The 22,348-nt window shown below is 67.7% G+C and carries 19 protein-coding genes and 1 tRNA gene; 14 read left to right on the plus strand and 6 right to left on the minus strand.

The window, feature by feature from the left end; all coding sequences use genetic code 11:
* Positions 1-226: 226 nt before the first annotated feature.
* Positions 227-311: transfer RNA gene (locus tag AC51BJ_RS07850), tRNA-Leu, on the minus strand.
* Between the two features lie 45 nt (positions 312-356).
* On the opposite strand from AC51BJ_RS07850, the gene hpnC reads away from it, so the two are divergent.
* The 3 genes from hpnC to hpnE are packed head-to-tail and all read left to right on the plus strand — an operon-like array spanning position 357 to position 3,309.
* A complete protein-coding gene (gene hpnC / locus AC51BJ_RS07855; RefSeq protein WP_496279846.1) occupies positions 357-1,190 on the plus strand; it encodes a squalene synthase HpnC in 834 nt (277 codons plus the stop codon).
* Complete coding sequence (gene hpnD, locus AC51BJ_RS07860; RefSeq protein WP_019917876.1) at positions 1,187-2,020, plus strand: presqualene diphosphate synthase HpnD; 834 nt, start codon at positions 1,187-1,189, stop codon at positions 2,018-2,020. The genes hpnC and hpnD overlap by 4 nt, the downstream gene beginning before the upstream one ends.
* Positions 2,017-3,309 carry a hydroxysqualene dehydroxylase HpnE gene (hpnE, locus tag AC51BJ_RS07865; RefSeq protein ID WP_024300386.1) on the plus strand — a complete coding sequence of 431 codons (1,293 nt, stop codon included), beginning with the start codon at positions 2,017-2,019 and terminating at the stop codon, positions 3,307-3,309. The genes hpnD and hpnE overlap by 4 nt, the downstream gene beginning before the upstream one ends.
* Before the next feature lie 46 nt (positions 3,310-3,355).
* Here hpnE and AC51BJ_RS07870 read toward each other — a convergent pair whose 3' ends face one another.
* Together AC51BJ_RS07870 and AC51BJ_RS07875 are read right to left on the minus strand one after the other, a co-directional pair.
* A complete protein-coding gene (locus AC51BJ_RS07870) occupies positions 3,356-3,568 on the minus strand; it encodes an RNA-binding S4 domain-containing protein (RefSeq protein WP_304008323.1) in 213 nt (70 codons plus the stop codon).
* A gap of 8 nt (positions 3,569-3,576) precedes the next feature.
* Complete coding sequence (locus AC51BJ_RS07875) at positions 3,577-4,743, minus strand: methionine aminotransferase (RefSeq protein ID WP_496279847.1); 1,167 nt, start codon at positions 4,741-4,743, stop codon at positions 3,577-3,579.
* A 66-nt stretch (positions 4,744-4,809) separates the two neighbouring features.
* Here AC51BJ_RS07875 and mtnA point away from each other — a divergent pair, with 66 nt between their 5' ends.
* The 4 genes from mtnA to AC51BJ_RS07895 all read left to right on the plus strand — a co-directional run bounded on the left by mtnA (position 4,810) and on the right by AC51BJ_RS07895 (position 10,019).
* Positions 4,810-5,850, plus strand: a complete 1,041-nt coding sequence (gene mtnA / locus AC51BJ_RS07880) for an S-methyl-5-thioribose-1-phosphate isomerase (RefSeq protein WP_496279848.1) — start codon at positions 4,810-4,812, stop codon at positions 5,848-5,850.
* A gap of 179 nt (positions 5,851-6,029) precedes the next feature.
* Positions 6,030-6,659 (plus strand): class II aldolase/adducin family protein, encoded by a 630-nt coding sequence (locus tag AC51BJ_RS07885; RefSeq protein ID WP_496279849.1) that lies wholly within the window; start codon positions 6,030-6,032, stop codon positions 6,657-6,659.
* A 114-nt stretch (positions 6,660-6,773) separates the two neighbouring features.
* The gene (locus AC51BJ_RS07890) at positions 6,774-9,389 is read left to right on the plus strand and encodes a response regulator (protein ID WP_496279850.1); all 2,616 of its coding nucleotides are present in this window, start codon (positions 6,774-6,776) and stop codon (positions 9,387-9,389) included.
* A 45-nt stretch (positions 9,390-9,434) separates the two neighbouring features.
* On the plus strand, positions 9,435-10,019 hold the full coding sequence (locus tag AC51BJ_RS07895; RefSeq protein ID WP_496279851.1) for a rhodanese-like domain-containing protein: 585 nt from the start codon (positions 9,435-9,437) through the stop codon (positions 10,017-10,019).
* Here AC51BJ_RS07895 and AC51BJ_RS07900 read toward each other — a convergent pair whose 3' ends face one another.
* Positions 10,020-10,544: a cytochrome b gene (locus tag AC51BJ_RS07900; protein WP_496279852.1), complete on the minus strand. Its 525-nt coding sequence runs from the start codon at positions 10,542-10,544 to the stop codon at positions 10,020-10,022.
* A 140-nt stretch (positions 10,545-10,684) separates the two neighbouring features.
* Positions 10,685-12,565, minus strand: coding sequence for a potassium transporter Kup (locus AC51BJ_RS07905; protein ID WP_496279853.1), 1,881 nt, complete (start codon positions 12,563-12,565; stop codon positions 10,685-10,687).
* A gap of 123 nt (positions 12,566-12,688) precedes the next feature.
* On the opposite strand from AC51BJ_RS07905, the gene AC51BJ_RS07910 reads away from it, so the two are divergent.
* From AC51BJ_RS07910 to AC51BJ_RS07940, 7 genes are all read left to right on the plus strand, one after another.
* Positions 12,689-13,060 (plus strand): nucleotide pyrophosphohydrolase, encoded by a 372-nt coding sequence (locus AC51BJ_RS07910; RefSeq protein ID WP_430434373.1) that lies wholly within the window; start codon positions 12,689-12,691, stop codon positions 13,058-13,060.
* Positions 13,061-13,157: 97 nt separating this feature from the next.
* Positions 13,158-16,589 carry a transcription-repair coupling factor gene (mfd, locus tag AC51BJ_RS07915; RefSeq protein WP_496279854.1) on the plus strand — a complete coding sequence of 1,144 codons (3,432 nt, stop codon included), beginning with the start codon at positions 13,158-13,160 and terminating at the stop codon, positions 16,587-16,589.
* A 118-nt stretch (positions 16,590-16,707) separates the two neighbouring features.
* The gene (locus AC51BJ_RS07920) at positions 16,708-17,640 is read left to right on the plus strand and encodes a 2-dehydropantoate 2-reductase (RefSeq protein ID WP_496279855.1); all 933 of its coding nucleotides are present in this window, start codon (positions 16,708-16,710) and stop codon (positions 17,638-17,640) included.
* Positions 17,641-17,696: 56 nt separating this feature from the next.
* Entirely contained in the window at positions 17,697-18,650 is a 954-nt protein-coding gene (locus tag AC51BJ_RS07925) for a diacylglycerol/lipid kinase family protein (protein ID WP_496279856.1), read from the plus strand.
* On the plus strand, positions 18,647-19,447 hold the full coding sequence (locus AC51BJ_RS07930; protein ID WP_496279857.1) for a metallophosphoesterase family protein: 801 nt from the start codon (positions 18,647-18,649) through the stop codon (positions 19,445-19,447). The genes AC51BJ_RS07925 and AC51BJ_RS07930 overlap by 4 nt, the downstream gene beginning before the upstream one ends.
* Positions 19,448-19,460: 13 nt before the next feature.
* Positions 19,461-20,246 (plus strand): phosphatase PAP2 family protein, encoded by a 786-nt coding sequence (locus tag AC51BJ_RS07935; RefSeq protein WP_496279858.1) that lies wholly within the window; start codon positions 19,461-19,463, stop codon positions 20,244-20,246.
* A 36-nt stretch (positions 20,247-20,282) separates the two neighbouring features.
* Positions 20,283-21,311 (plus strand): ADP-ribosylglycohydrolase family protein, encoded by a 1,029-nt coding sequence (locus AC51BJ_RS07940; protein WP_496279859.1) that lies wholly within the window; start codon positions 20,283-20,285, stop codon positions 21,309-21,311.
* A gap of 35 nt (positions 21,312-21,346) precedes the next feature.
* Here AC51BJ_RS07940 and AC51BJ_RS07945 read toward each other — a convergent pair whose 3' ends face one another.
* Positions 21,347-22,285 carry a GGDEF domain-containing response regulator gene (locus tag AC51BJ_RS07945; protein ID WP_496279860.1) on the minus strand — a complete coding sequence of 313 codons (939 nt, stop codon included), beginning with the start codon at positions 22,283-22,285 and terminating at the stop codon, positions 21,347-21,349.
* Between the last annotated feature and the right edge of the window lie 63 nt (positions 22,286-22,348).

Below are 22,348 nucleotides of genomic sequence, written 5' to 3' on the forward strand. Positions count from 1 at the left end.
ACCTGAGCCGAATGCTGAGCCTGATGCGACCGGCTGCCGTGTAGAACGGATAGATGCGTCCGCTGCCTGGCGAGCAGCGGGATGCGAGGGTTAGAGAGTCCTGAGTCACACGCCACGGCGCACTTCCGGTGCCGGAAAAAACAAACGAAAGGGCATGATCCGGAAGCGTTCAAGGGTTTCTCACCAGCCTGCTAGTGACGAACGCGTATGAGCAATCTTTAGAAGCTGGTGCCCAGGAGAGGACTCGAACCTCCACGCCTTGCGGCGCTGGAACCTAAATCCAGTGCGTCTACCAATTTCGCCACCTGGGCACGCGGCGCGGATTGTACACCTGCCCCCGGTATACTCGGCGCCCCATGTCGGTCGAACACTACGAAAACTTCCCGGTCGCCTCCCGCCTGATGCCGCCCGCGCTGCGCGAGCCGGTCGCGGCGATCTACTGGTTCGCCCGCAATGCCGACGACATCGCCGACGAGGGCGACGCGGCACCGGAGGCGCGGCTCGCGGCACTCGAACTGTGCCGCGCGCAGCTGCGCATCATCGAACACGGCGGCATGCCGGACGATCCGATACACGCCCGGCTGGCGCGCGCCGTCAGCGCCTGGTCGCTGCCGCTGCCGCTGTTCCACGACCTGCTCGATGCCTTCGCGCAGGACGTGGTGAAAACCCGCTACGCCAACGACGCCGAACTGCGCGACTACTGCCGCCGCTCGGCTGACCCGATAGGACGCCTGCTGCTGTGTCTGTACAAGGTCGACGACGCGCAGAGCCTCACGCAGTCCGATGCGATCTGCAGCGCGCTGCAGCTCATCAACCACTGGCAGGACGTCGCCATCGACATCCGCAAGAACGCCGACGGGCTGCCGCCCGGTCGCATCTACATTCCGCTCGACACGATGGCCCGCTTCGGCGTGACCGAAGCGCATCTGCGCGAAGCCCGCTGCGACGACGCTTTCCGCGCCATGATGAAACACCTCGTCGATGACGCCCGCGCGCTGATGCGTTCCGGCATGCCGCTGGCACGCCGCCTGCCCGGTCGACTGGGCTGGGAATTGCGCCTTGTCGTGCAGGGCGGGCTGCGCATTTTGCAGCGCATTGAACAGGTCGATTACGATGTATTCCGCCGCCGCCCGAAACTGGGCCGGACCGACTGGCCGCTGATAGCCCTCAAGGCCCTCACCTACCGATGACCCCCGACGAATACTGTCAGGACCGCGCCGCCAAGAGCGGCTCGTCCTTCTATTACAGCTTCCTCTTCCTGCCGCCGCCGCGCCGGCGTGCAATCACCGCGTTGTACGCCTTCTGCCGCGAGGTCGACGACGTGGTCGACGAAACCGAGGACGTCGGTATCGCGCGCACCCAGCTGGCCTGGTGGCGTGCGCAGATCGATGCCTGCTTCGACGGCACACCGGAACACCCGGTCTGCCTGGCGCTGCTGCCGGCGATACGCGACTACGGTCTGCCGCGCGAACAGCTGCTCGAAATCATCGACGGCATGGAAATGGACCTCGACCAGTCGCGCTATCTCGACTTCAAGGGTCTGCAGCTCTATTGCTACCGCGTTGCGTCGGTAGTCGGCCTGCTCGCCTCACAGATCTTCGGCTCGACCCACCGCGACACGCAGAAGTATGCGCACGACCTCGGCATCGCCTTCCAGCTCACCAACATCATCCGCGACGTCGGCGAGGACGCGCGGCGCGGACGCATCTACCTGCCGGTCGAGGAGCTGCAGCGCTTCAACGTGCGCGCCGCCGACATCCTGAACGCGCGCTACAGCGACGAATTCCGCCAGCTGATGGAGTTCCAGATCGCCCGCGCACGCCAGTACTACGAACAGGCGATGGCCGCGCTGCCCAAGCAGGACCGCGCAGCGCAGCGACCGGGTCTGGTGATGGCGGCGATCTACCGCACGCTGCTCGACGAGATCGAGCGTGACGGCTGCCGCGTGCTCGACCGCCGCATCGCGCTGACGCCGCTGCGCAAGCTGTGGCTGGCGTGGAAAACCTGGCTGAAAAGTTGAGCACCACGGTCGCCATCGTTGGTGGCGGCTGGGCCGGGCTGGCCTGCGCGGTCGACTGCGTGCGCCGCGGCCTGCAGCCGACCGTGTTCGAAGCCGCGCCCCAGGTCGGCGGTCGCGCGCGCACCGTGCGCATGGACGGCCTGCCGCTGGACAACGGCCAGCACATCCTGATCGGCGCCTACAGCGAAACACTGGCGCTGATGCGCGCAGTCGGCGCCGACCCCGACGCGCTGCTGCAGCGCCTGCCGCTGGCGCTCGAATTCGACGATGGCTTTTCGCTGTGCGCGCACGGCAGCGGACGCGCCAGCATCGCCCTTGCCTTCCTGCGCGCGCATGGCATGAGCTGGCGCGACCGTCTGGCCGCGCTGCGGCTGATGCGGACGATACGCCGTGCGCCGCCGGCCGACGAGACCGTGGCCGCCCTGCTCGTCCGTACCGCACAGACGCCGGGCTCGATCACGCACCTGTGGGCGCCGCTGTGCGTCGCCGCACTGAACACCACGATCGAACAGTCCAGCGCCCGCGTATTCGCGCGCGTGCTGAACGACAGCCTGCTGGGGCCGCCCGGGTCGGCCGACCTGCTGCTGCCGCGTGCCGACCTCGGCAGCCTGCTGCCGGAGCCGGCGCTGTTCTGGCTGCGCGCGCACGGCGCATCGGTGAACACCGGAACGCGCGTACGTACCGTGCGCGCGCAGACCGACGGCTTCGCCATCGACTGCGCCGACGGCAGGCGCCACGCCGACCGCGTCGTGTTCGCCTGCAGCCCGCATCAGCTGCCGGCGCTGCTCGGCGATCTGCCGGACATGGAGGACATCGCGCGACAGGTCGCAGCGCTGGAGTACGAAGCCATCACCACCGTCTATGCCGCCTTCGACGCTCGCACGCGTCTGCCCGCGGCGATGACCGGCTTCGTCGCCGGTGAACCGCACTGGGTGTTCGATCGTGGTCAGCTCGGCGGTCCGCCCGGCCTGCTGGCCGGTGTCGTATCCGCCGCGGGCGGTACGCGGGAAGAGACGGAAGGCACCGTATTGTCCGCGCTGCGCAGCCAGTTCCCCTCGCTGTCCGATCCGCTGTGGGTGCGCACGATCAGCGAACGCCGCGCCACCTTCCGCTGCACGCCGGGGCGCGCCGCGATCGAACAGCCGCGCGACACCCGCATCGCACTCGCCGGCGACTACCTCGTCGCCGACTATCCGGCCACGCTGGAAGCGGCCGTGCGCAGCGGCCTAGCCGCTGCCAGCCGGGTTGCCGGCGCGAGCCGCAAGACGCAAGACTCAAGCGGCAAGTAGAAGCGCGGCCTCTTGCACCTTGAATCTTGCAGCTTGAAGCTGCCGTTCACCGAACGGCAATCCGCACGCCATCGCACTCCACCACCTGACCGGCGCGGATCTTGGCGGTACGACGCGATTCCGGCTGGCCGTCCACCATCACGCCACCGGCATCGACACGGGCCTTGCCTTCGCCACCGCTGGTGACGACACCGGCAATCTTCAGCAGGTCGCACAGGGCAACGTATTCGCCCCGCAATTCGAAATCGACGTTTTCCATCATCACTTTCAGTAGGCGCACAGGCGCTCGCACGCCTGCTCGATGAGCGCTTCGCTCTTGGCGAAGCAGAAACGGATGAGCTTCGCGTCGAAGCCATCGTGGTGGAAGGCGGACACCGGTATGGTGGCCACGCCGGCTTCGCGCATCAGCCGGCGTACGAACACGGCGTCCGGCTCGTCGCTGATCGCGTCGTAGCGGGCGAGCTGGAAATAGGTGCCGGCGCAGTCCAGCAGTTCGAAGCGCGAGCTGGCCATGCGGGCACGGAAGTCATCGCGCTTCTTCTGGTAGAAGGCGCCGAGGTCGAGATAGCGCGAAGCGTCGGCCATGTAGTCAGCCAGGCCGAGCTGGCAGGGCGTGTTCACGGCGAACACGTTGAACTGGTGCACGCGGCGGAATTCGGCGGTCAGCGACGGCGGCGCGCAGACGAAGCCGACCTTCCAGCCAGTCACATGGAAGGTCTTGCCGAAGCTGGACACCAGCAGAGTGCGCGCCGCCAGTTCCGGCACGCGGCAGGCGCTGGCGTGTTCGCGGCCGTCGAACATGATGTGTTCGTACACCTCGTCCGAAATGACCAGGATGTCACGACCGTCGCACAGCGCGGCCAGCCGGCGCTGGTCGTCGAGCGACCAGGCGGCGCCGGTCGGGTTGTGCGGCGTGTTGGTGATGATGAGCCGGGTGCGCGGCGTGATCGCGCGTGCGACTGTGTCCCAGTTCGGCAGGAAGTGCGGCGCCTCCAGCCGGACAAATACCGGCGTCGCACCCGCCAGCCGGATGCCCGGCAGATAGCTGTCGAAGGCCGGCTCGAAAATGATCACCTCGTCGCCCGGCCCGGCCAGCGCGGTGATCGCGGTGTAGACGGCCTGAGTGGCTCCGGCGGTGATGGTGATTTCGCTTTCCGGGCCGTACTGCGCGCCGTACACCGCCGCCATCTTGGCGGACACCGCGGCGCGCAGCGCCGGCTGACCGGCCATCGGCGAATACTGGTTGTGGCCGGCGTGCATGTGCCGCGCCACCGCGTCGAACAGTTCCGGCCCGGCGGTGAAGTCGGGAAAACCCTGCGACAGGTTCAGCGCGCCCAGTTCGGCGGCTTCGCGCGAAATGACGGTGAATATCGTGGTGCCCACGTCGGGCAGCTTGGACGGCACGCGGCCGCTGTAATCCTGCATGGCAGACATCGCTCTGGCTTGGAGGGCGGATTATGCTTCAGGCCCCGACGCAATACGGTATGCCCGCCCCGCTCCATGACCGACACCCCCAGCCCGCTGCGCATCGACAACGATGTTCTCCACATCCTCGACCAGACCCGACTGCCCTTCGCCGAACACGAACTGCGCATCGCCACCGCTGCGCAGGCGGCCCACGCGATCGCCTCGATGCAGGTGCGCGGTGCGCCGCTGATCGGCGCCATCGGCGCCTTCGGTCTGGCGCTGGCGCTGCGTGAGGCGGCCGACGACGCCGCGCTCGACGCCGCCCGAGGCACGCTGGCCGCCACCCGACCGACCGCGGTCAATCTGGCCTGGGCGCTGGACCGGGTCGCACGCGCGGTGCTGCCTCTGGCGCCGTCCGCGCGCGCCGAAGCAGCCTGGCACGAGGCGCTGGCGATCTGCGACGAGGACCGCGCTGCCAACCGCGCCATCGGCGAGCACACGCTGGCGCTGATCCGCGCGCTGCCGGCATCCGGCCGCATCGATCTGATGACCCACTGCAACGCCGGCTGGCTGGCCACCACCGGCTGGGGCACTGCGCTGTCCGGTATCTATCTGGCGCAGCAGGCCGGGCTGGACATCCACGTCTGGGTGTCGGAAACGCGGCCGCGCAATCAGGGCCTGCTGACCGCCTGGGAACTGGCGCGCGCTGGCGTGCCGCACACCGTGATCGCCGACAACGCCGCCGGTCAGCTGATGCGCGAAGGCCGCGTCGACGCGGTGGTGATCGGCGCCGACCGTATCGCGGCGAATGGCGACACTGCGAACAAGGTGGGCAGCTATCTGAAGGCGCTGGCGGCACGCGCGCATGCGCTGCCCTTCTGGGTCGCTGCGCCGTGGTCGACCATAGATCTGGGCTGTGCCGACGGCGACGCGATTCCGATCGAGGAACGTAGCGGCGACGAGGTGCGCGTGGTGCGCGGCGCCGAGGGCGGCGTCACGGTGCTCGACGCCGACCGCGCTGTCGCCAATCCGGCCTTCGACGTGACGCCGGTCGCACTGGTGAGCGCCATCGTGACCGAACGCGGCCCGATCGACTGCGTGGCCGGGCAGACGCCGAAACAGTTCTCGGTCTGACTTCATCCACAGAAGTTAATGTTGTTTCGAGAAAACTGAAACCCTTATCTGTAAAGGATTTCCGGCCGACGACGTGGGGAAACCACTGACGTTTCGTCAACCTTTAACACGGACACGCTTGTAATCCGCGGCGTGTTGGGGATAATCGGCGGCACTCCACAATACAGGGGCACACCCTGATGACTGAGGTCAGCGGCGCCGACGTGCACTCTGCGGCTCGCCGGTTGGAAGCGTGCGGACTGAACCGCGGTGCGGCTGGCAATGTCAGCGCGCGCCGCGGCACCGCATTCCTGATCACACCGAGCGGACTCGAACCGGATGCGTGCACGCCGGACGACATGGTTCTGGTCGACCAGGACGGCGGTTTCGCAGGCCGGCTCAAGCCGTCCTCGGAATGGCGCATCCATCGCGACATCTATCGCGCCCGACCCGAAGCCGGTGCGGTCGTGCACACGCACGCCCCCTTCGCCACCGCGCTCGCCTGCGTCGGTGCAGACATTCCGCCCTTCCACTACATGATTGCGCGCTTCGGTGGCGCCACGGTGCGCTGCGCGCGCTACGCCACCTTCGGCGAACAGGCGCTGTCCGACGCGGTGATCGACGCACTCGACGGTCGCTGTGCCTGCCTGATGGCCAACCACGGCATGCTGGTGTTCGGCCACGACCTGGCGCAGGCGGTCGCGCTGGCGGTCGAATTCGAAACCCTGTGCGAACAGTACTGGCGGACACTGCAGATCGGCACGCCGCGACTGATCGACGACGCCGAAATGGCGCGCGTGCTGGTCAAGTTCGGGAGCTACGGACAGTGAATGCGGCGCCGCATCACGGCCTGCCGGTTAAAGAAACCGTGCCCACAGTCGTGAACCGGAACTACTCCTTCTCATCGGGCCTCGCGGCCGACTGCCCTAAGAGCTGAGCCGGTCATGCCCACCACTCTTCTGTCACACGGCACCACACCGCGCAATGAAGGCACGGAACGCCAGGTCGAGGCGGAACTGGTGGCGCTCGCCTACCGGCTGACGCCCTTCACGCTGCTGATGGCCATCGTGCTGGCCAGCCTGATCTGGGGCGTGCTGCACAACATTGTCGATCCGCGTGCACTCAGCATCTGGCTGGTGGCGATGGTGGTCGTGAACGTCGGTCGTTACGGTCTCATCCTGGCCTGGCGCCATGTGTCGCCAGGCATCAACGAGACGCTGATCTGGAAGTGGCTGTTCATGCTCGGCGTGCTCGCCGCCGGCTCCGCCTGGGGGTCGCTCGGCGTGTTCCTGATGCCGCCGCCGGGACATCCCTACGAAATGGTCGTGCCGCTCTGTCTGGTGGCCGTATCCGCTGTAGGGCTGTTCTCGCTGACCGGCATGTGGAAGGCCTATCTGTGCATGGCGCTGCCCACACTGCTCCCCACCGCTTATTTCTATCTGCGCTCGCCCGAGCCCGAGCGCGAGGTGCTGGGCGGCTTCATCCTGCTGTTCCTGATGATCGCCGTCGTCAACGCCCGTCGCTTCCAGCGCAACACCGCCGAGTTCATCCGGCTGCGCCTGCACCACGCCAAGGTGGCGCAGGAAAACGAGGAAGCGAAGGAGAACGCGGAACAGGCCAACCAGGCGAAGAGCCAGTTCCTGGCGAACATGAGCCACGAAATCCGCACGCCGATGAATGGCGTGCTGGGCATGGCGCAGCTGCTGCTGCGCAGCGAACTGAACGGCGAGCAGCGGCGCTACCTGGAAACGCTTTACCGCTCGGGCGAAAACCTGCTCGATCTGCTGAACGACATTCTCGATCTGTCGAAGATCGAAGCCGGCCGCTTCGACCTCGTGCGCAGCGAATTCGATCCGCGGCGCACGCTGCGCGAAGTGACCGAACTGCTCGGCGCGCAGGCACGCGAAAAGAACCTGACGCTGGCACTCGACGTCGACGACGCGGTACCCGGCCGCATCGAGGGCGACCCCGGTCGCCTGCGCCAGATCGCCGTCAACCTGATCGGCAACGCCATCAAGTTCACCGACCACGGCGGCGTGTTCGTCACGCTGCGCGCGCACTCGATGGACGACGACCTGATGCTGCACGACCGCCCGACCAGCGGTTCGGTGCGCATGGTCATGTCAGTGCGCGATACCGGCATCGGCATCGCGCACGACGACCAGGCACGCATCTTCGACGCCTTCGCCCAGGCCGACAACACCGCCTCGCGCCGCTTCGGCGGCACCGGCCTCGGGCTGGCGATTTCGCGTCAGCTGGCCGAAATGCTCGGCGGCTCGGTGACGCTGCGCAGCGCCCAGGGCATCGGCTCCACCTTCACACTGTCGCTGCCGTGCAAGGTGGTATCGACCGGCATCGAGGAAGCGCAGAACAGCCTGTCGCTACCCACCTTGCCGCGACTGTCCGGCAGCGTGCTGCTGGTCGAGGACAGCCCGGTCAACGCTGAAGTCGCCTCCCACATGCTTGAGGCCTTCGGCTTGCGCTGCACGCTGGCGCGCGACGGTCGACAGGCGCTGCAGGAGCTTGAGCACGCCCGCTTCGACCTCGTGCTGATGGACTGCCAGATGCCCGGCATGGATGGCTTCGAAGCCTGCGAACGCATCCGCGACCGCGAACGCCTGGTCGGCCTGCCGGCCACGCCGCTGATCGCGCTGACCGCCGGCGCCAACGACGGCGACCGCGAGAACTGCATCGCCGCCGGCATGGACGACTACCTGGCCAAGCCCTTCCGCGAGGACGACCTGTACGCCATCGTGCGCAAGTGGCTGCCGGACAACGCGGTGTCCGGCACGCAGTCGATCTCGATCGACGCCATCAACCAGCAGGACCGCGCCCGCTTCGCCGCGCTGTACGAGAAGGAATCGCAGCGCAACGTGCTGGCCATGCAGGAAGCGCTGCGCGAGCGCGACGAGAACACGCTGCGCCGCGCCGCCCACACATTGAAGTCGCTGGCCGTGCATGCGCAGGCCTTCGACCTGCACGACACGATGCGTCGCCTCGAAGCGGCCGCGCTGGAAAAGGACTGGGCACTGGCCACCACGCTGGTGCCGATCGCCAGCCGCATGCAGCTCGAGTCAGCGCGCCGCGTACTCGAATGCAGCCTGGACAGCGAAGGCGCGCAGGGCGCACTGCCGGACGCGCTGGACATCCTGATCGTCGACGACGATGAGGCGGAACGCTTCCTGATGCGTCGCTCGCTCGAAGGCGCCGGCTGCACGCACATCCGCGAGGCGGAGAGCGGCGAGCAGGCGCTGCTGATGGTGGGCCAGCAATGCCCCCACGTGCTGCTGCTCGACGGCCTGATGCAGGGCATGGACGGCGTCGCCACCTGCAAGGCGTTGCGCGAACACTACAGCGCCGACAAGCTGGTCATCGTGATGCTGTCGGGCATCGAGGACCCGGCGTGGCAGCGCGCCGCGATGGACGCCGGGGCGAGCTGCTTCGTCGCCAAATCGGTGTCGCGCGACAAGCTGATGGACACGCTGACCGCGCGTCTGGCAGAACTCGACCGCCCGCTGCGCAGTCGACTGCGTGGCAAGCCGCGCCTCAGCGTGGCCTGATCGTCGCCCCGTCCTGCGCGGCGATCCACCGCAAAGGAGTCCTCGATGCGATCAATCTTCCTTGCACTCGCGCTGTGCGCATGCAGCAGCGCTTACGCCATCGATCCCGCCGCCGTGCCGCCGGACAAGCGCACGGTGCTGGACCGCTATCTGACCTCGGCCGAGGCGCACCGCATGCTGAGCGACAACCCCGGCCGCACGCTCTTCCTCGACGTGCGCACGCAGGCCGAGGTGAGCTATGTCGGCGTACCGGCCGGCATGGACGCCAACGTGCCCTTCATGCTGGTCGACTTCGACCACTTCGACGCCAAGTCGCGCCGCTTCACGCTGCACAAGAACCCTGAATTCATCCGCTCGGTCGAACAGCGCCTGCAGGCCAAGGGACTGGACCGCAACGCCGACATCGTGCTCATCTGCCGCTCCGGCGACCGCACGGCGCGCGCCGTCAATGCGCTGGCCGCGGCCGGTTTCACCCGGGTATGGACGGTGATCGACGGTTTCGAGGGCGACACCGCGGACAGCGGCGCCGAGCGCGGCAAGCGCACCGTCAATGGCTGGAAGAATGCCGGCCTGCCGTGGAGCTATGCGCTCGACCCGGCGCAGGTCTGGCTGCCAGCCGGCGCACGCTGATCAGCGCCCGGGCAGCATGCGCGACAGCAGCCCGTCGCGATCGATGAAGTGATGCTTCAGCGCGGCCAATACGTGGCCCGCCACCACCAGCATGAAGAACCAGTTCAGCAGCCGGTGCGTCAGCAGCAGCGCCTCGCCCAGCGCCTCGTCCTTGGCCAGCAGATCGGGCAGCGGCAGCACGCCGAACCAGACGGTCTGGAAGCCCTTGGCCGAACTCATCAGCCAGCCGGACAGCGGCACGATCACCATCAGCAGATAGAGCAGATGATGGCCGGCCTTGGCCGCCGTCACCTGCCAGGCCGGCATGTCCGCCGGCAGCGCGGGCGGCCGGTGCGTAATGCGCCAGGCCAGGCGCGCGAGCACCAGCAGGAACACGGTGACGCCGGCCCACTTGTGATACGAGTAGAACTTCAGCTTCTGCGGCGACAGCGGCAGTTCGACCATGTAGAGGCCGAAGCCGAACATGCCGAACAGCATCAGCGCGATCAGCCAGTGCAGCGACATCGCGGTGCGGGTGTAGCGCATCGTTGTTTTCCTGTGCGAGGGGTGACGCAGGCTGGAGGCGCATCGGCCTCCGCGAGGTTCGGCATTGTCGGTGCGTCGCAGTTCCGGCGGAAGCCCCGGCCGGTGCGGCCGGGAAAATTGCCCGCAGCCGCCGCAGCCGTTCAGAGACTGATCTGCGTGCCCAGCTCGACCACCTGATTGGGCGGCAGGTGGAAGTAGTTCGCCGGCCCTTCCGACTGCCGCATCATCCAGCCGAACAGCGCACGCCGCCACGACTGCAGGTCGTCACCCTGGCCTTCGACCACGGTCGCGCGGGCGACGAAATAGGTGGTGCTCATCGGCTCCAGTTCGAGACCCAGATCGGCCAGCGCGGCGAGCGCCTTCGGAATGTCCGGTTCCTCGCGGAAGCCGTAGCGCGCCTCCACCGTGTAGTGCTCGCCACCGAGCTTGTGCACTTCGATGCGGTCGATGTCGGGCACGCGCGGCACGTCCTCGATCATCACGTGCAGGAAGAACACGCGCTCATGCAGCACCTTGAAGTGCTTCAGATTGTGGAACAGCGCACTGGGCACCGTTTCCGTATCGGATGTCAGGTAGATCGCCGTGCCCGGCACACGCGGAACGTCCAGCGGCGGTCCGCCGATGAAGTCGGCCATCGGGATGTTGATGCGCCGGCGTTCGCGGGTGATCAGCGCGGTGCCCTGCTTCCACGTCGTGAGCATCGTGAACAGCGCGCCGCCAAGCAGCATGGGCAGCCAGCCGCCGGCCATGAACTTGGTCAGGTTGGAGGCGAAGAACAACATCTCGACGACCAGGAAGACGCCGAGCACGGCGAGCAGCAGCGTCTTCAGGCGACGCTGCGACATGGTCGTGATGAACAGCATCAGCAGCGTCGTGATGATCATGTCGCCCGACACCGCGATGCCGTAGGCCGCCGCCAGTTCGCTCGACGTGTCGAATTCGAGCACCAGCACGACCACCACGACCAGCATCATCCAGTTCACCGCGGGTATGTAGACCTGCCCCCGTTCGGTGTCCGAGGTGTGCAGCTGACGCAGGCGCGGCAGGTAACCCAGTCGCGTCGCCTGCGCGGTGATCGAGAAAGCGCCGGAAATGGTCGCCTGCGACGCGATCACGGTGGCCATCGTCGCCAGCGCGACCAGGGGCAGCCGCCAGTCCTCGGGAGCCAGCATGAAGAAGGGGTTGCTGACCGCCTCGGACGCGCGCAGCACCAGCGCGCCCTGACCGAAGTAGTTGATCAGCAGTGCCGGCGACACGATGAAATACCAGGCCAGCCGCACCGGACGCCGGCCGAAGTGACCCATGTCGGCATACAGCGCCTCGCCGCCGGTCAGCGCAAGGAAGACCGCACCGAGCAGCAGGAAGGCCTTACCCGGCGTGTCGATCGCGAACGAGACGGCATAGGCCGGGTTCAGCGCGCGCAACACCTCGGGCGTCTGCGCGATGCTCGATGCTCCCAGCAGCGCCAGCACGGCGAACCAGACGATGGTGATCGGCCCGAAGAAACGCCCCACGACAGCGGTACCGGTGCGCTGCACGCAGAACAGCAGGACCAGGATGACGATGGTGATCGGTTCGACCCAGTGCTCCAGAGTGGGCGTCACCACGGCAATGCCCTCGACCGCCGACAGCACCGAAATCGCCGGCGTGATCACCGCGTCACCGTAGAACATCGCGGCGGCGAACACGCCGGCTGCGGTGACCGCCGCAACGCGGCGACGTACGCCGGTGCGCGCCGAACGCTGCGCCAGCGAAGCCAGCGCCAACGCGCCACCCTCGCCCTCGTTGTCGAAGCGCAGCACGATGAACACGTACTTGAACGAAATGATCAACGTGACCGCCCAGAACAGCGCCGAAAGCGTGGCCAGCACATTGGCCTCCGACAGCGGCAGTCCGTGCGATCCGGCGAAGGCTTCCTTGAAGGCGTAGAGCGGGCTGGTACCGATGTCGCCGAACACGACGCCGAGTGCGGCAAGCATCAGCGGCGCAAGGGCTTTCGGCTCTTGAGTGGCCTGGGTCATCAGGGGAATCGGTGGGAAGACGCCGCCGATACTGCGCCGCACCATTTACAAGATCAAGTCTTGACGGCGACGCAAGGATGGAGTTTTGCAACAATCACACACCTCCGTTACTTCGATCACGCCATGTCGTCGCACACCGACACCACCGACCTGTCCGCCCTGCGCGACCTGATCCGCCAGTTCGTCGATGAACGCGACTGGGCGCAGTTCCATACGCCGAAGAACCTGGCGATGGCGATGAGCATCGAAGCTGCCGAGGTGATGGAGCACTTCCAGTGGCTGCCCACCGGCCGCGAACTGGCCGACGACAAGCGCACCGCGGTCAGCCACGAACTGGCCGACGTGCTGGTCTATCTGGTGCGTCTGGCCGACGTGCTGGACATCAACCTGCCGGCCGCGGTGGCCGACAAGATGGCGCTGAACCGCCAGAAGTACCCGGCCGACCGGGTGCGCGGCGACGCGCGCAAGTACGACGAGTACCCCGATCGCGAATGAAGCGGGCAAGGCGGCCGAAGCGGTTTCCGGGATAATCGCGCCTCTGCCGTCACCGGTGGCGCCCGAACGTTCGGGTGCCACACCGCTCTACCCGCACATGACTTCATTGCCTTCCCTGCTGTCCCGTCTTCCCCGCCCGCGCCCCGGTGGCCGCACCGACTGGCCGAAGCTGCCGGGCGGTGCCCAGGCGCTCGCCCTGTCCGAGCTTGCACGCGAGCTGGGCGCCCCGCTGGTGGTCGTTGCCGCGCGTCCGATGGACGCACAGCGCCTGCTCGACGAACTGCGCTGGTTCGCGCCAGCCCTGCGTTCATTCCAGCTGCCGGACTGGGAAACCCTGCCCTACGACCAGTTCTCGCCACACGCAGATCTGGTGTCGGAGCGGCTGGAAACGCTTTACGCACTGATGCGCGGCGAACTGGACGTGCTGGTGGTACCCGCCTCGACCGCGCTCTACCGTCTCGCGCCGCGCGAGTACCTGGCGGCCCACACCTTCTTCGTCAAGCAGGGGGCGAAGCTGGACGTCGAGGGCCTGCGCCTGCAGCTCACCGTGGCCGGCTACAGCGCGGTCACTCAGGTCGTCGCACCGGGCGAATACAGCGTGCGCGGCGGCCTGGTCGACCTCTACCCGACCGGCTCCGCCCTGCCCTACCGCATCGACCTGTTCGACGACGAGGTCGAAAGCATCCGCACCTTCGACGTCGACACCCAGCGCACCGTTTTTCCGACGCAGGAAATACGGCTGCTGCCGGCACGCGAGTTCCCGATGGACGACAAGGCACGTGCCGCCTTCAGGTCGCGCTTCCGCGAAACCTTCGAGGGCGATCCGTCGAAGTCGGTCATCTACAAGGACGTGTCCAACGGCGTGCCCAGCGCCGGCATCGAGTACTACATCCCGCTGTTCTTCGAGCGCACCGACACGCTGTTCGACTACCTGCCGGCCAACGCCGTCGTGGCGCTCGACTACGAGGTCAATGACGCCATCGCCGATTTCTGGCGCGACACGAAAAGCCGATTCGACCTGATGAAGGGCGAACGGGCGCGGCCGATACTGCCGCCGCCGGACCTGTTCCTGTCTGAAGAACAGTTCCACGTATCGCTGGCCAACCGCCCCATCGTGCGCCTCGGCCGCGGCGACGAAGTGGCCGCGGTCACGCCGCTGCCCGAGCTTGCCGTCGAGCGCAAGTCGGACGACCCGCTGTTCCGGCTGCGCGCGCTGGTCGCCGCGCAGCGCGTGCTGGTGGTGGCCGAATCGGCGGGCCGGCGCGAAACGCTGACCGACTACTTCACCGAATACGGCTTGGCCAACGCCGCCTGCGACAGCTTCGACGCGGCGCTGGCGAGTGAGGCACGCCTGCTGATCGCCACCGGCCCGCTGGCCGAAGGCTTCGCGCTGACCTCGCCATCGATTGCGCTGGTCACCGAAAGCGAGCTCTACCCGTCGCAGGCCCGCGCGCGCAGCAAGCGCGACGGCCGCAAGGTGACCGCCGAGAACTTCCTGCGCGATCTCACCGAACTGAAGGTGGGCGACCCGGTGGTTCATCTGCAGCACGGCATCGGTCGCTACATCGGCCTGATGCACATGGACCTCGGCGAGGGCGAGACCGAGTTCCTGCATCTGGAGTACGCAGACGGCGACAAGCTCTACGTGCCGGTGTCGCAGCTGCACCAGATCAGCCGCTACAGCGGTGCGCCCGGCGACCAGATCACGCTGCACAAGCTCGGCTCCGGCCAGTGGGAAAAGGCGAAGAAGAAGGCGGCCGCCCAGGTGCGCGACACCGCCGCCGAACTGCTCGCGCTGTACGCGCAGCGCTCGGCGCGCAAGGGCCACACCTTCGGCTTCAGGCAGCACGACATGGACGCCTTTGCCGAAGGTTTCGGTTTCGAGGAAACGCCGGACCAGCTCAACGCGATCAGCGCGGTGGTCGGCGACATGACCTCCGGCCGGCCGATGGACCGACTCGTATGCGGCGACGTCGGCTTCGGCAAGACGGAGGTCGCGCTGCGCGCCGCCTTCGTCGCGGTGGCCGACGGCAAGCAGGTCGCCGTGCTGGCGCCGACCACGCTGCTGGCCGAACAGCATTACCAGACCTTCTCCGACCGCTTCGCCCAGGTGGCGCACGAGTGGCCGGCGCGCATCGCCGAGATTTCGCGCTTCAAGAGCGCGAAGGAACAGACGCAGGCGCTGAGGGAGGCGGCCGAAGGCAAGATCGACGTGCTGATCGGCACCCACCGCCTGCTGCAGAAGGACGTCAAGTTCGCCCGCCTGGGCCTGGTCATCATCGACGAGGAACACCGCTTCGGCGTGCGCCAGAAGGAGGCACTGAAGGCGCTGCGCGCCGAGGTGGACGTGCTCACGCTGACCGCGACGCCGATTCCGCGCACGCTGGCCATGTCGCTCGAAGGCATCCGCGACTTCTCGGTCATCGCCACCGCGCCGCAGAAGCGGCTGGCGATCAAGACCTTCGTCAGCCCGTGGTCGCGCGGGCTGATCCGCGAAGCAGTGCTGCGCGAATTCAAGCGTGGCGGCCAGGTGTACTTCCTGCACAACGAGGTCGACACCATCGAGGAAATGAAGACGCGGCTGGCCGACCTGCTGCCGGAGGCGCGCATCGTGGTCGGCCACGGCCAGCTGCCGGAGCGCGAACTGGAGCGCGTGATGCGCGAGTTCACGCAGCGGAAGCACAATGTGCTGCTGTGTACCACCATCATCGAAACCGGCATCGACAACCCGAACGCCAACACCATCATCATCAACCGCGCCGACCGCTTCGGTCTGGCCCAGCTGCACCAGCTGCGCGGCCGCGTCGGCCGCAGCCATCACCAGGCTTACGCCTACCTGCTGACCGACGCGCACGCCAAGCCGACCGAACAGGGCCGCCGCCGGCTGGAGGCGATCCAGATGATGGAAGAGCTGGGCTCCGGCTTCTTCCTTGCCATGCACGACCTGGAAATCCGCGGCGCCGGCGAAGTGCTGGGCGACTCGCAATCCGGCGAAATGCAGGAAGTAGGTTTCAACCTCTACACCGAAATGCTGAAGAGCGCGGTGAAGGCGCTGCAGAAGGGAGAGGAAGCCGATCTGACGCAGCCGCTGGACATCGTGTCGGAAATCAACCTGCACACGCCCGCCCTGCTGCCGACCAAGTACTGCCCCGACGTGCATGAGCGGCTCACGCTGTACAAGCGACTGGCCAACTGCGAAACCGACGACGAACTGGGCGGCCTGCGCGAGGAACTGGTGGACCGCTTCGGCCCGATGCCCGACCAGACGCGCGCGCTGCTGGAGACGCACCGCCTGCGCATCGCCGCAAAGCCGCTGGGCATCACCAAGATCGACGCGCACGAAACGCTGATCCTGATCACCTTCTGCCCCAACCCGCCGATCGAGCCGATACGCATCATCCAGCTGGTGCAGAAGGACCGGAACTTCAAGCTGGCCGGACAGGACAGACTGTCGTGGAAGCGATCCAGCCCCGACCTCGACAGCCGGGTCGGTGCCGTGCGCGAACTGATGAAGAAGCTGAGCGGCTGATCGCCGCACCGGGCGCAATGCAATGTACCGGTGTGGCGACCGGCACAGCCCGGCCACACCCGCCCCGGCCTGCGCCGGTGCGGCTTATGCTGTAGCGCCCCGTTCTGGAGTGACAACGATGCGCATACTGATACTGGGTGCCGGTGGCATCGGCGGCTACTTCGGCGCCCGACTGCAGCACGCCGGTGCCGACATCACCTTCCTCGTGCGGCCGGCGCGCGCCGAACATCTGCGCGAACACCGGCTGCGCGTGTGGAGTCCCTTCGGCGACCTGCAACTGACGCCTGAGCTGCTGACCGCCGTCGACACGCCCTTCGACCTTGTGCTGCTGTCATGCAAGGCCTACGACCTGGCGTCCGCGCTCGATGCCATCGCACCGGCGGTCGGACCAAAGACCGTCGTGCTGCCGCTGCTCAACGGCATCGCCCACCTCGATCTGCTGGACGCCCGCTTCGGCCGCGAGCGCGTGGCCGGCGGCGTCGCTCACCTGGCGCTGACGCTGGACGAAAGCGGCGGCATCCGCCATCTGAACGCCAGCCAGCGCCTCATCATCGGCGCCCGCCATCCGGCGCAGTCGGCGGCCATCGACACACTGGGCGCGGTACTCACCGGCATCTCGCCCGACTACACGGTGTCGGCCGACATCGAACAGGACATGTGGGACAAGCTGGTGTTCATCGCCACGCTGGCCGGCGCCACCTGCCTGATGCGTGCGTCGATCGGCGACATCCTCGACACGCGCGCCGGGCGCGCGCTGATCGAACGCATGCTGGAAGAAGGCGCGGCGGTCGCCGCCGCCTGCGGCCGCGCTCCGGCCGCGCCGCGCATGGCCGGCTACCGCGCACAGCTGACTGAAGCCGGCTCGACCCTCACCGCATCGATGCTGCGCGACGTGCTGCGCAGCGCGCGCACCGAAGCCGATCACATTCTCGGCGACCTGTGCCGGCGTGCCGACGCACAGTCGGTGTCGGTACCCAAGCTCGATCTGGCCTGCTCGCACCTGCAGGCTTACGAGGCGGCGCGGGCGCGGCTGTCGGAATCGTCCGGCTGATCGCCGGGCGCGGTCTGCCTAAGATGCAGCCGGTCCGTCATCCACTTCCCTCTCCGATGCCCCAGTCCTCTCCTTCCGCCGACGCACCGCTGTTCATCGTGCTCAATGCCGGTTCCGGCAGCAGCGACGCCGAGCGCACGCGCGAAACCATCGAGTCGGTGCTGTCCGGAGTCGGTCGCGCGCACCGCATCCTCTACGTCGAGGACGCGCGCCGGCTGCATACCGTCGCCTGGCAGGCGGTGCAGGAGGCGCGCATCCAGAAGGGCATCGTGGTCGCCGCGGGCGGCGACGGCACGATCAACGCGGTAGCGCAGGTAGTGGTCGGCAGCGGCGTTGCGTTCGGCGTGCTGCCGCAGGGCACCTTCAACTACTTCTCGCGCGAGTACGGCATTCCGGCGGATACCGCGGAGGCAACGCGCCTGCTGCTGACCGGTCGCATACGACGCGTGCAGGTCGGCTGGGTGAACGAGCGCATCTTCCTGGTCAACGCCAGCGTCGGCCTCTATCCGGCGCTGCTGGAGAACCGCGAGGAATGGAAGCAGCAGTTCGGCCGCAGCCGCATCGTCGCGCTGTGGGCGGGCCTGGCCACGCTGCTGCGCGGACATCGCCGGATGACGCTGGAAATGGAACACGCCGGCCGGCTGCAGACGCTGCACACGTCGACGCTGTTCGTCGGCAACAACCGGCTGCAGCTCGAACGGATAGGGGTCGACGAAGCGACGGCGCTGGACGAAGGCCGGCTGGCCGCGCTGGCGCTGCGCCCGACCGGCCGACTGGCCATGCTGTGGCTGCTGGCACGCGGCGCTTTCGGCCGCCTCGGCGACGCCGACGAAGTACAGGGCTTCAGCTTCGAAACGCTGCGCCTGAGCGTGCTGCGGCGCGGTCGTCGCAGCGGCCGCATCAAGATCGCCACCGACGGCGAGGTCGGCTGGATGCGCACGCCGCTCGAGTTCCGCGTCATTCCCGACGCGCTGCCGCTGATCGTCCCGGCCGACGGTGCGGACGGATGAGCGCACTGCTGCTGCAGATATCGGACACCCATTTCGGCACCGAGCGTCCGCAGGTGTGCGAGGCGCTGTGCCGGCTCGCCCATGCGCAGCGCCCACAGGTACTGCTGCTGAGCGGCGACATCACGCAGCGTGCACGTCGTGCGCAGTTTGCCGCCGCGCGTGTCTTCACCGACAGCCTGCACATCGCGCAACGGATGGTGCTGCCGGGCAACCACGACATTCCGCTGTTCAACCTGCCGGCGCGCCTGTTCGCCCCCTATCGCGACTACCGCCGCGCCTTCGGACAGGCGCACGACGCCGTGCTCGACACCGACGGCCTGCGCCTCATCGGCCTCGACAGCACCCGACGGCTGCGCCACGTCGACGGCCAGCTGTCGGCAGCGCAGATCGAGCGCGCCGCCGGCTGGCTGGAACAGGCGCCGGCGGGCGCGCTGCGCGTGGTCGCGCTGCACCACCCGGTGGCGGTCACCCGCGCCAGCGAGCGGCACAACCGCGTACACGGTCATGCCGAAGCGCTGCGCCGCTGGCTGGCGGCCGGGGTGGATCTGGTGCTGGGCGGACACATCCACCTGCCCTTCGTGCGTCCGCTCGACGGCAGCGGACGCGCCGGCTGGGCGGTGCAGGCAGGCACGGCGGTATCGAGCCGCACGCGGCGCGACGCCGGCAATTCGGTCAACCTGATCCGCCGCCACACGCGCGCGGGGCGCGCGATCTGCACGGTCGAACGCTGGGACTACCGCAGCGCGGCCGACGAGTTCGAAATGGCGGCGCTCAGTGCGCTGCCGCTCGGCAACTGACCTTCGCACGCCCATGCACGCCTCTCTGAGCACGCCTGCACTGCTGGCCGAAACGGTCGCCGCCAACCTGCTGCCGCTGTATTTCGCGCTGCTCGCCGGCGCACTGGCACTCGCCGCCTCGACGCTGCTGTCGTGGCGCCGGCTGCGCCCGGGCGGCGCGGCATCGGCAGCGCGCATCGCCGGCGCCGGCGCGCTGGGCGTCGCCCTCGCCGGCAGCGTCTTCGCGCTGATCGCCACCGCCGTGACCGCTGGTCACGCGCTGACCGAGTTCGACGATACGCTGGTCACCGCGCTGAGCGCCACACAGCCGGCGGACACGCTGCGCGTATTCGCGCGCCTGACCCATTTCGGCGACACGGCGACGCTCACCGCGCTTGGCATCGGCGGCGCCCTGCTGCTGGCCTGGCGGCGACACCTCGTACTGTCGGCCACCTGGGCCGCGGCGATCGCTGGCAACGCGCTGCTCAACGTGTCGTTGAAGGCGCTGTTCGAGCGTGTGCGGCCGGTGCACGACCACGGCATCACGATCGAAACCAGCTGGAGCTTTCCGAGCGGCCACGCGTCCGGCACGGTGGCCGCCTGGGGCATCGCCGCCTACGTAATGCTGCGGCTGCTGCCGTCGCGCTGGCACCTGCCGGTGGTACTCGCGGCGGTGGCCATCGCCGTCACCACGGCGGTGAGCCGCGTCGTGCTGCAGGTGCATTTCGCCAGCGACGTGCTGGCCGGCATGGCGTCCGGCGCAGCCTGGCTGACGCTGTGCATCACGCTGTCCGAGTTGCTGCGCCGACGCGTGCCGTGAAAAGATGCACCCGCCCTGCTGCACCGGAGACCCCGCATGATCGACACTTCCCGCTTCGACGCCGCCTGGTGGGGCGGTTTCATCGGCGACGCGCTGGCGATGCCGGTGCACTGGTACTACACGCGCCACCGCATCGCCGAGGACTACGGCGACATCACCACCTATCTGCCACCGCACAACCCGCATCCGGACAGCTTCCTGTGGCGCAGCGAATACACCTGCACCGGCAGCACCGACGACATCCTGCACGAGCAGGCACGCTGGTGGAGTGGCCCGCGCGACATCCACTATCACCAGTTCCTGCACGCCGGCGAGAACACGCTGAACGTGCGCCTCGCCACACTGCTGGCCGAGTCGCTGCTGGCCTGCGGGCGCTACGACCGCGACGACTACGCGCACCGCTACACCGACTTCATGCTGACGCCGGGCATGCACGGCGACACCTATGTCGAGGAATGCCACCGCGCCTTTTTCCGCAACTATGGCAAGGGGCTGGAGATCGACGACTGCGGCAGCGTGGACATCCACATCGGCGGGCTGGCGACGCTGGCACCGCTCATCCTGTTCCACGCCGATGACCGCGACGCGCTGCGCGCGGCGGTGATCCAGCATGTCGACCTGACGCACAAGGGCGAGGAAATGTCGGCTGTGGCGGCGCTATACGCCGACCTCGCCTTCCATCTGCTGCACGGCGCGACGATCGACGACGCGCTGTCGCGCGCCGAACCCGCCAACCATCCTGCGCTCGCATTCCCTTTCCGCGACTGGGCGACGACGCGCGCCGACGACGACGTGATCGGGCGACAGTTCAGCCCGGCCTGCTATCTGAAGGATGCGCTGCCGGCGACGCTTTACCTGGCGGTGAAGTATGCCGACTCGCCGCGCGACGGACTGCTGGCAAACGTGCGCATGGGCGGCGACAACTGCCATCGCGGCGTCGTGCTCGGTACGCTGCTCGGTGCCGCGAACGGCATGACAGCGCTGCCGTCGGAATGGGTCGGCGGCCTGTATGCAGCAGCCGAGTGCCGGCGGCTGCTGGAGGCGCTGCGCGCCCGCTCCGCCTGAACCTCAAGGATGAACCTCGGGCTCGGACCTGAGGTTCAGGCCAGTACGGCGCGGTTGCGGCCGGCTTCCTTGGCCGCGTAGAGACGCTCGTCGGCGGTGCGGAACACGTGCATCAGTTCGTCGTTGGCGGCGTCGATGAAGGCGCCGCCGACCGAGGTCGTCACCACGCCCCAGTCGGTATTGCGTTCGTGCGGTATCGCCAGTCCGCGCACCTCGGCGAGCACCGACTCGGCGATGCGTTCATAGACCGGCTTGCTGGCCACCGGCAGCAGCACGGCGAATTCCTCACCCCCATAGCGGGCGGCGAAAGCACCTTCGGTCAGGCGTTCGGCGTTGAAGCGCTCGACCACGCCGGACAAGGCCTGTGCGACCGCGCGCAGGCAGTCGTCGCCGGCGAGGTGGCCGTAGTGGTCGTTGTATTTCTTGAAATGGTCGATGTCGAGCATCAGCAGCGCAAACGGGCGGCCGCTCTCGCGCGCCTCGCTCCACGCCAGATCCAGCGTGAGATCCATGTGCCGGCGGTTGCTCAGACCGGTCAGACCGTCGCGGCTGGCCTGTTCCTTCAGCAGCCGGTTGGCGACCGACAAGCGCTTCCTCAGTGCGGCGATGCGGGTCATCGCCTTCATCTTCGCCTGCAGCACCGCTTCCGGCACCGACTTGACGAGGAAGTCGTCACCGCCAGCCTCGATCGCGGTGATCAGGTTCTCCTGCGTGTCGGACGCGGTGAGGAAGAGGATGGGCGTCCACGCCCAGTCCTGCGTCGCTTCGATCGCGCGGATGCGCGCAGTCGCCTCGAAGCCGTTCATCACCGGCATTTCGATGTCCATCAGGATCAGATCGGGCGCGAGCTGCGCGAACTGCGCCACCGCGGCCTCGCCGTGCTCGGCCACCGTCACCTCGTAGCCAAAGGAGGCCAGACGCACCGACATGACGGCCGCCATGGCGCGACTGTCCTCAACCAGCAATATCTTCATGTGTTCCCCGCAGAGGCAGATTTCTTCTTCTCTTTGTGAACACTATTTCGGCCGCAGGCACAT

It is taken from the genome of Methyloversatilis sp. S146-33, assembly GCF_059552495.1.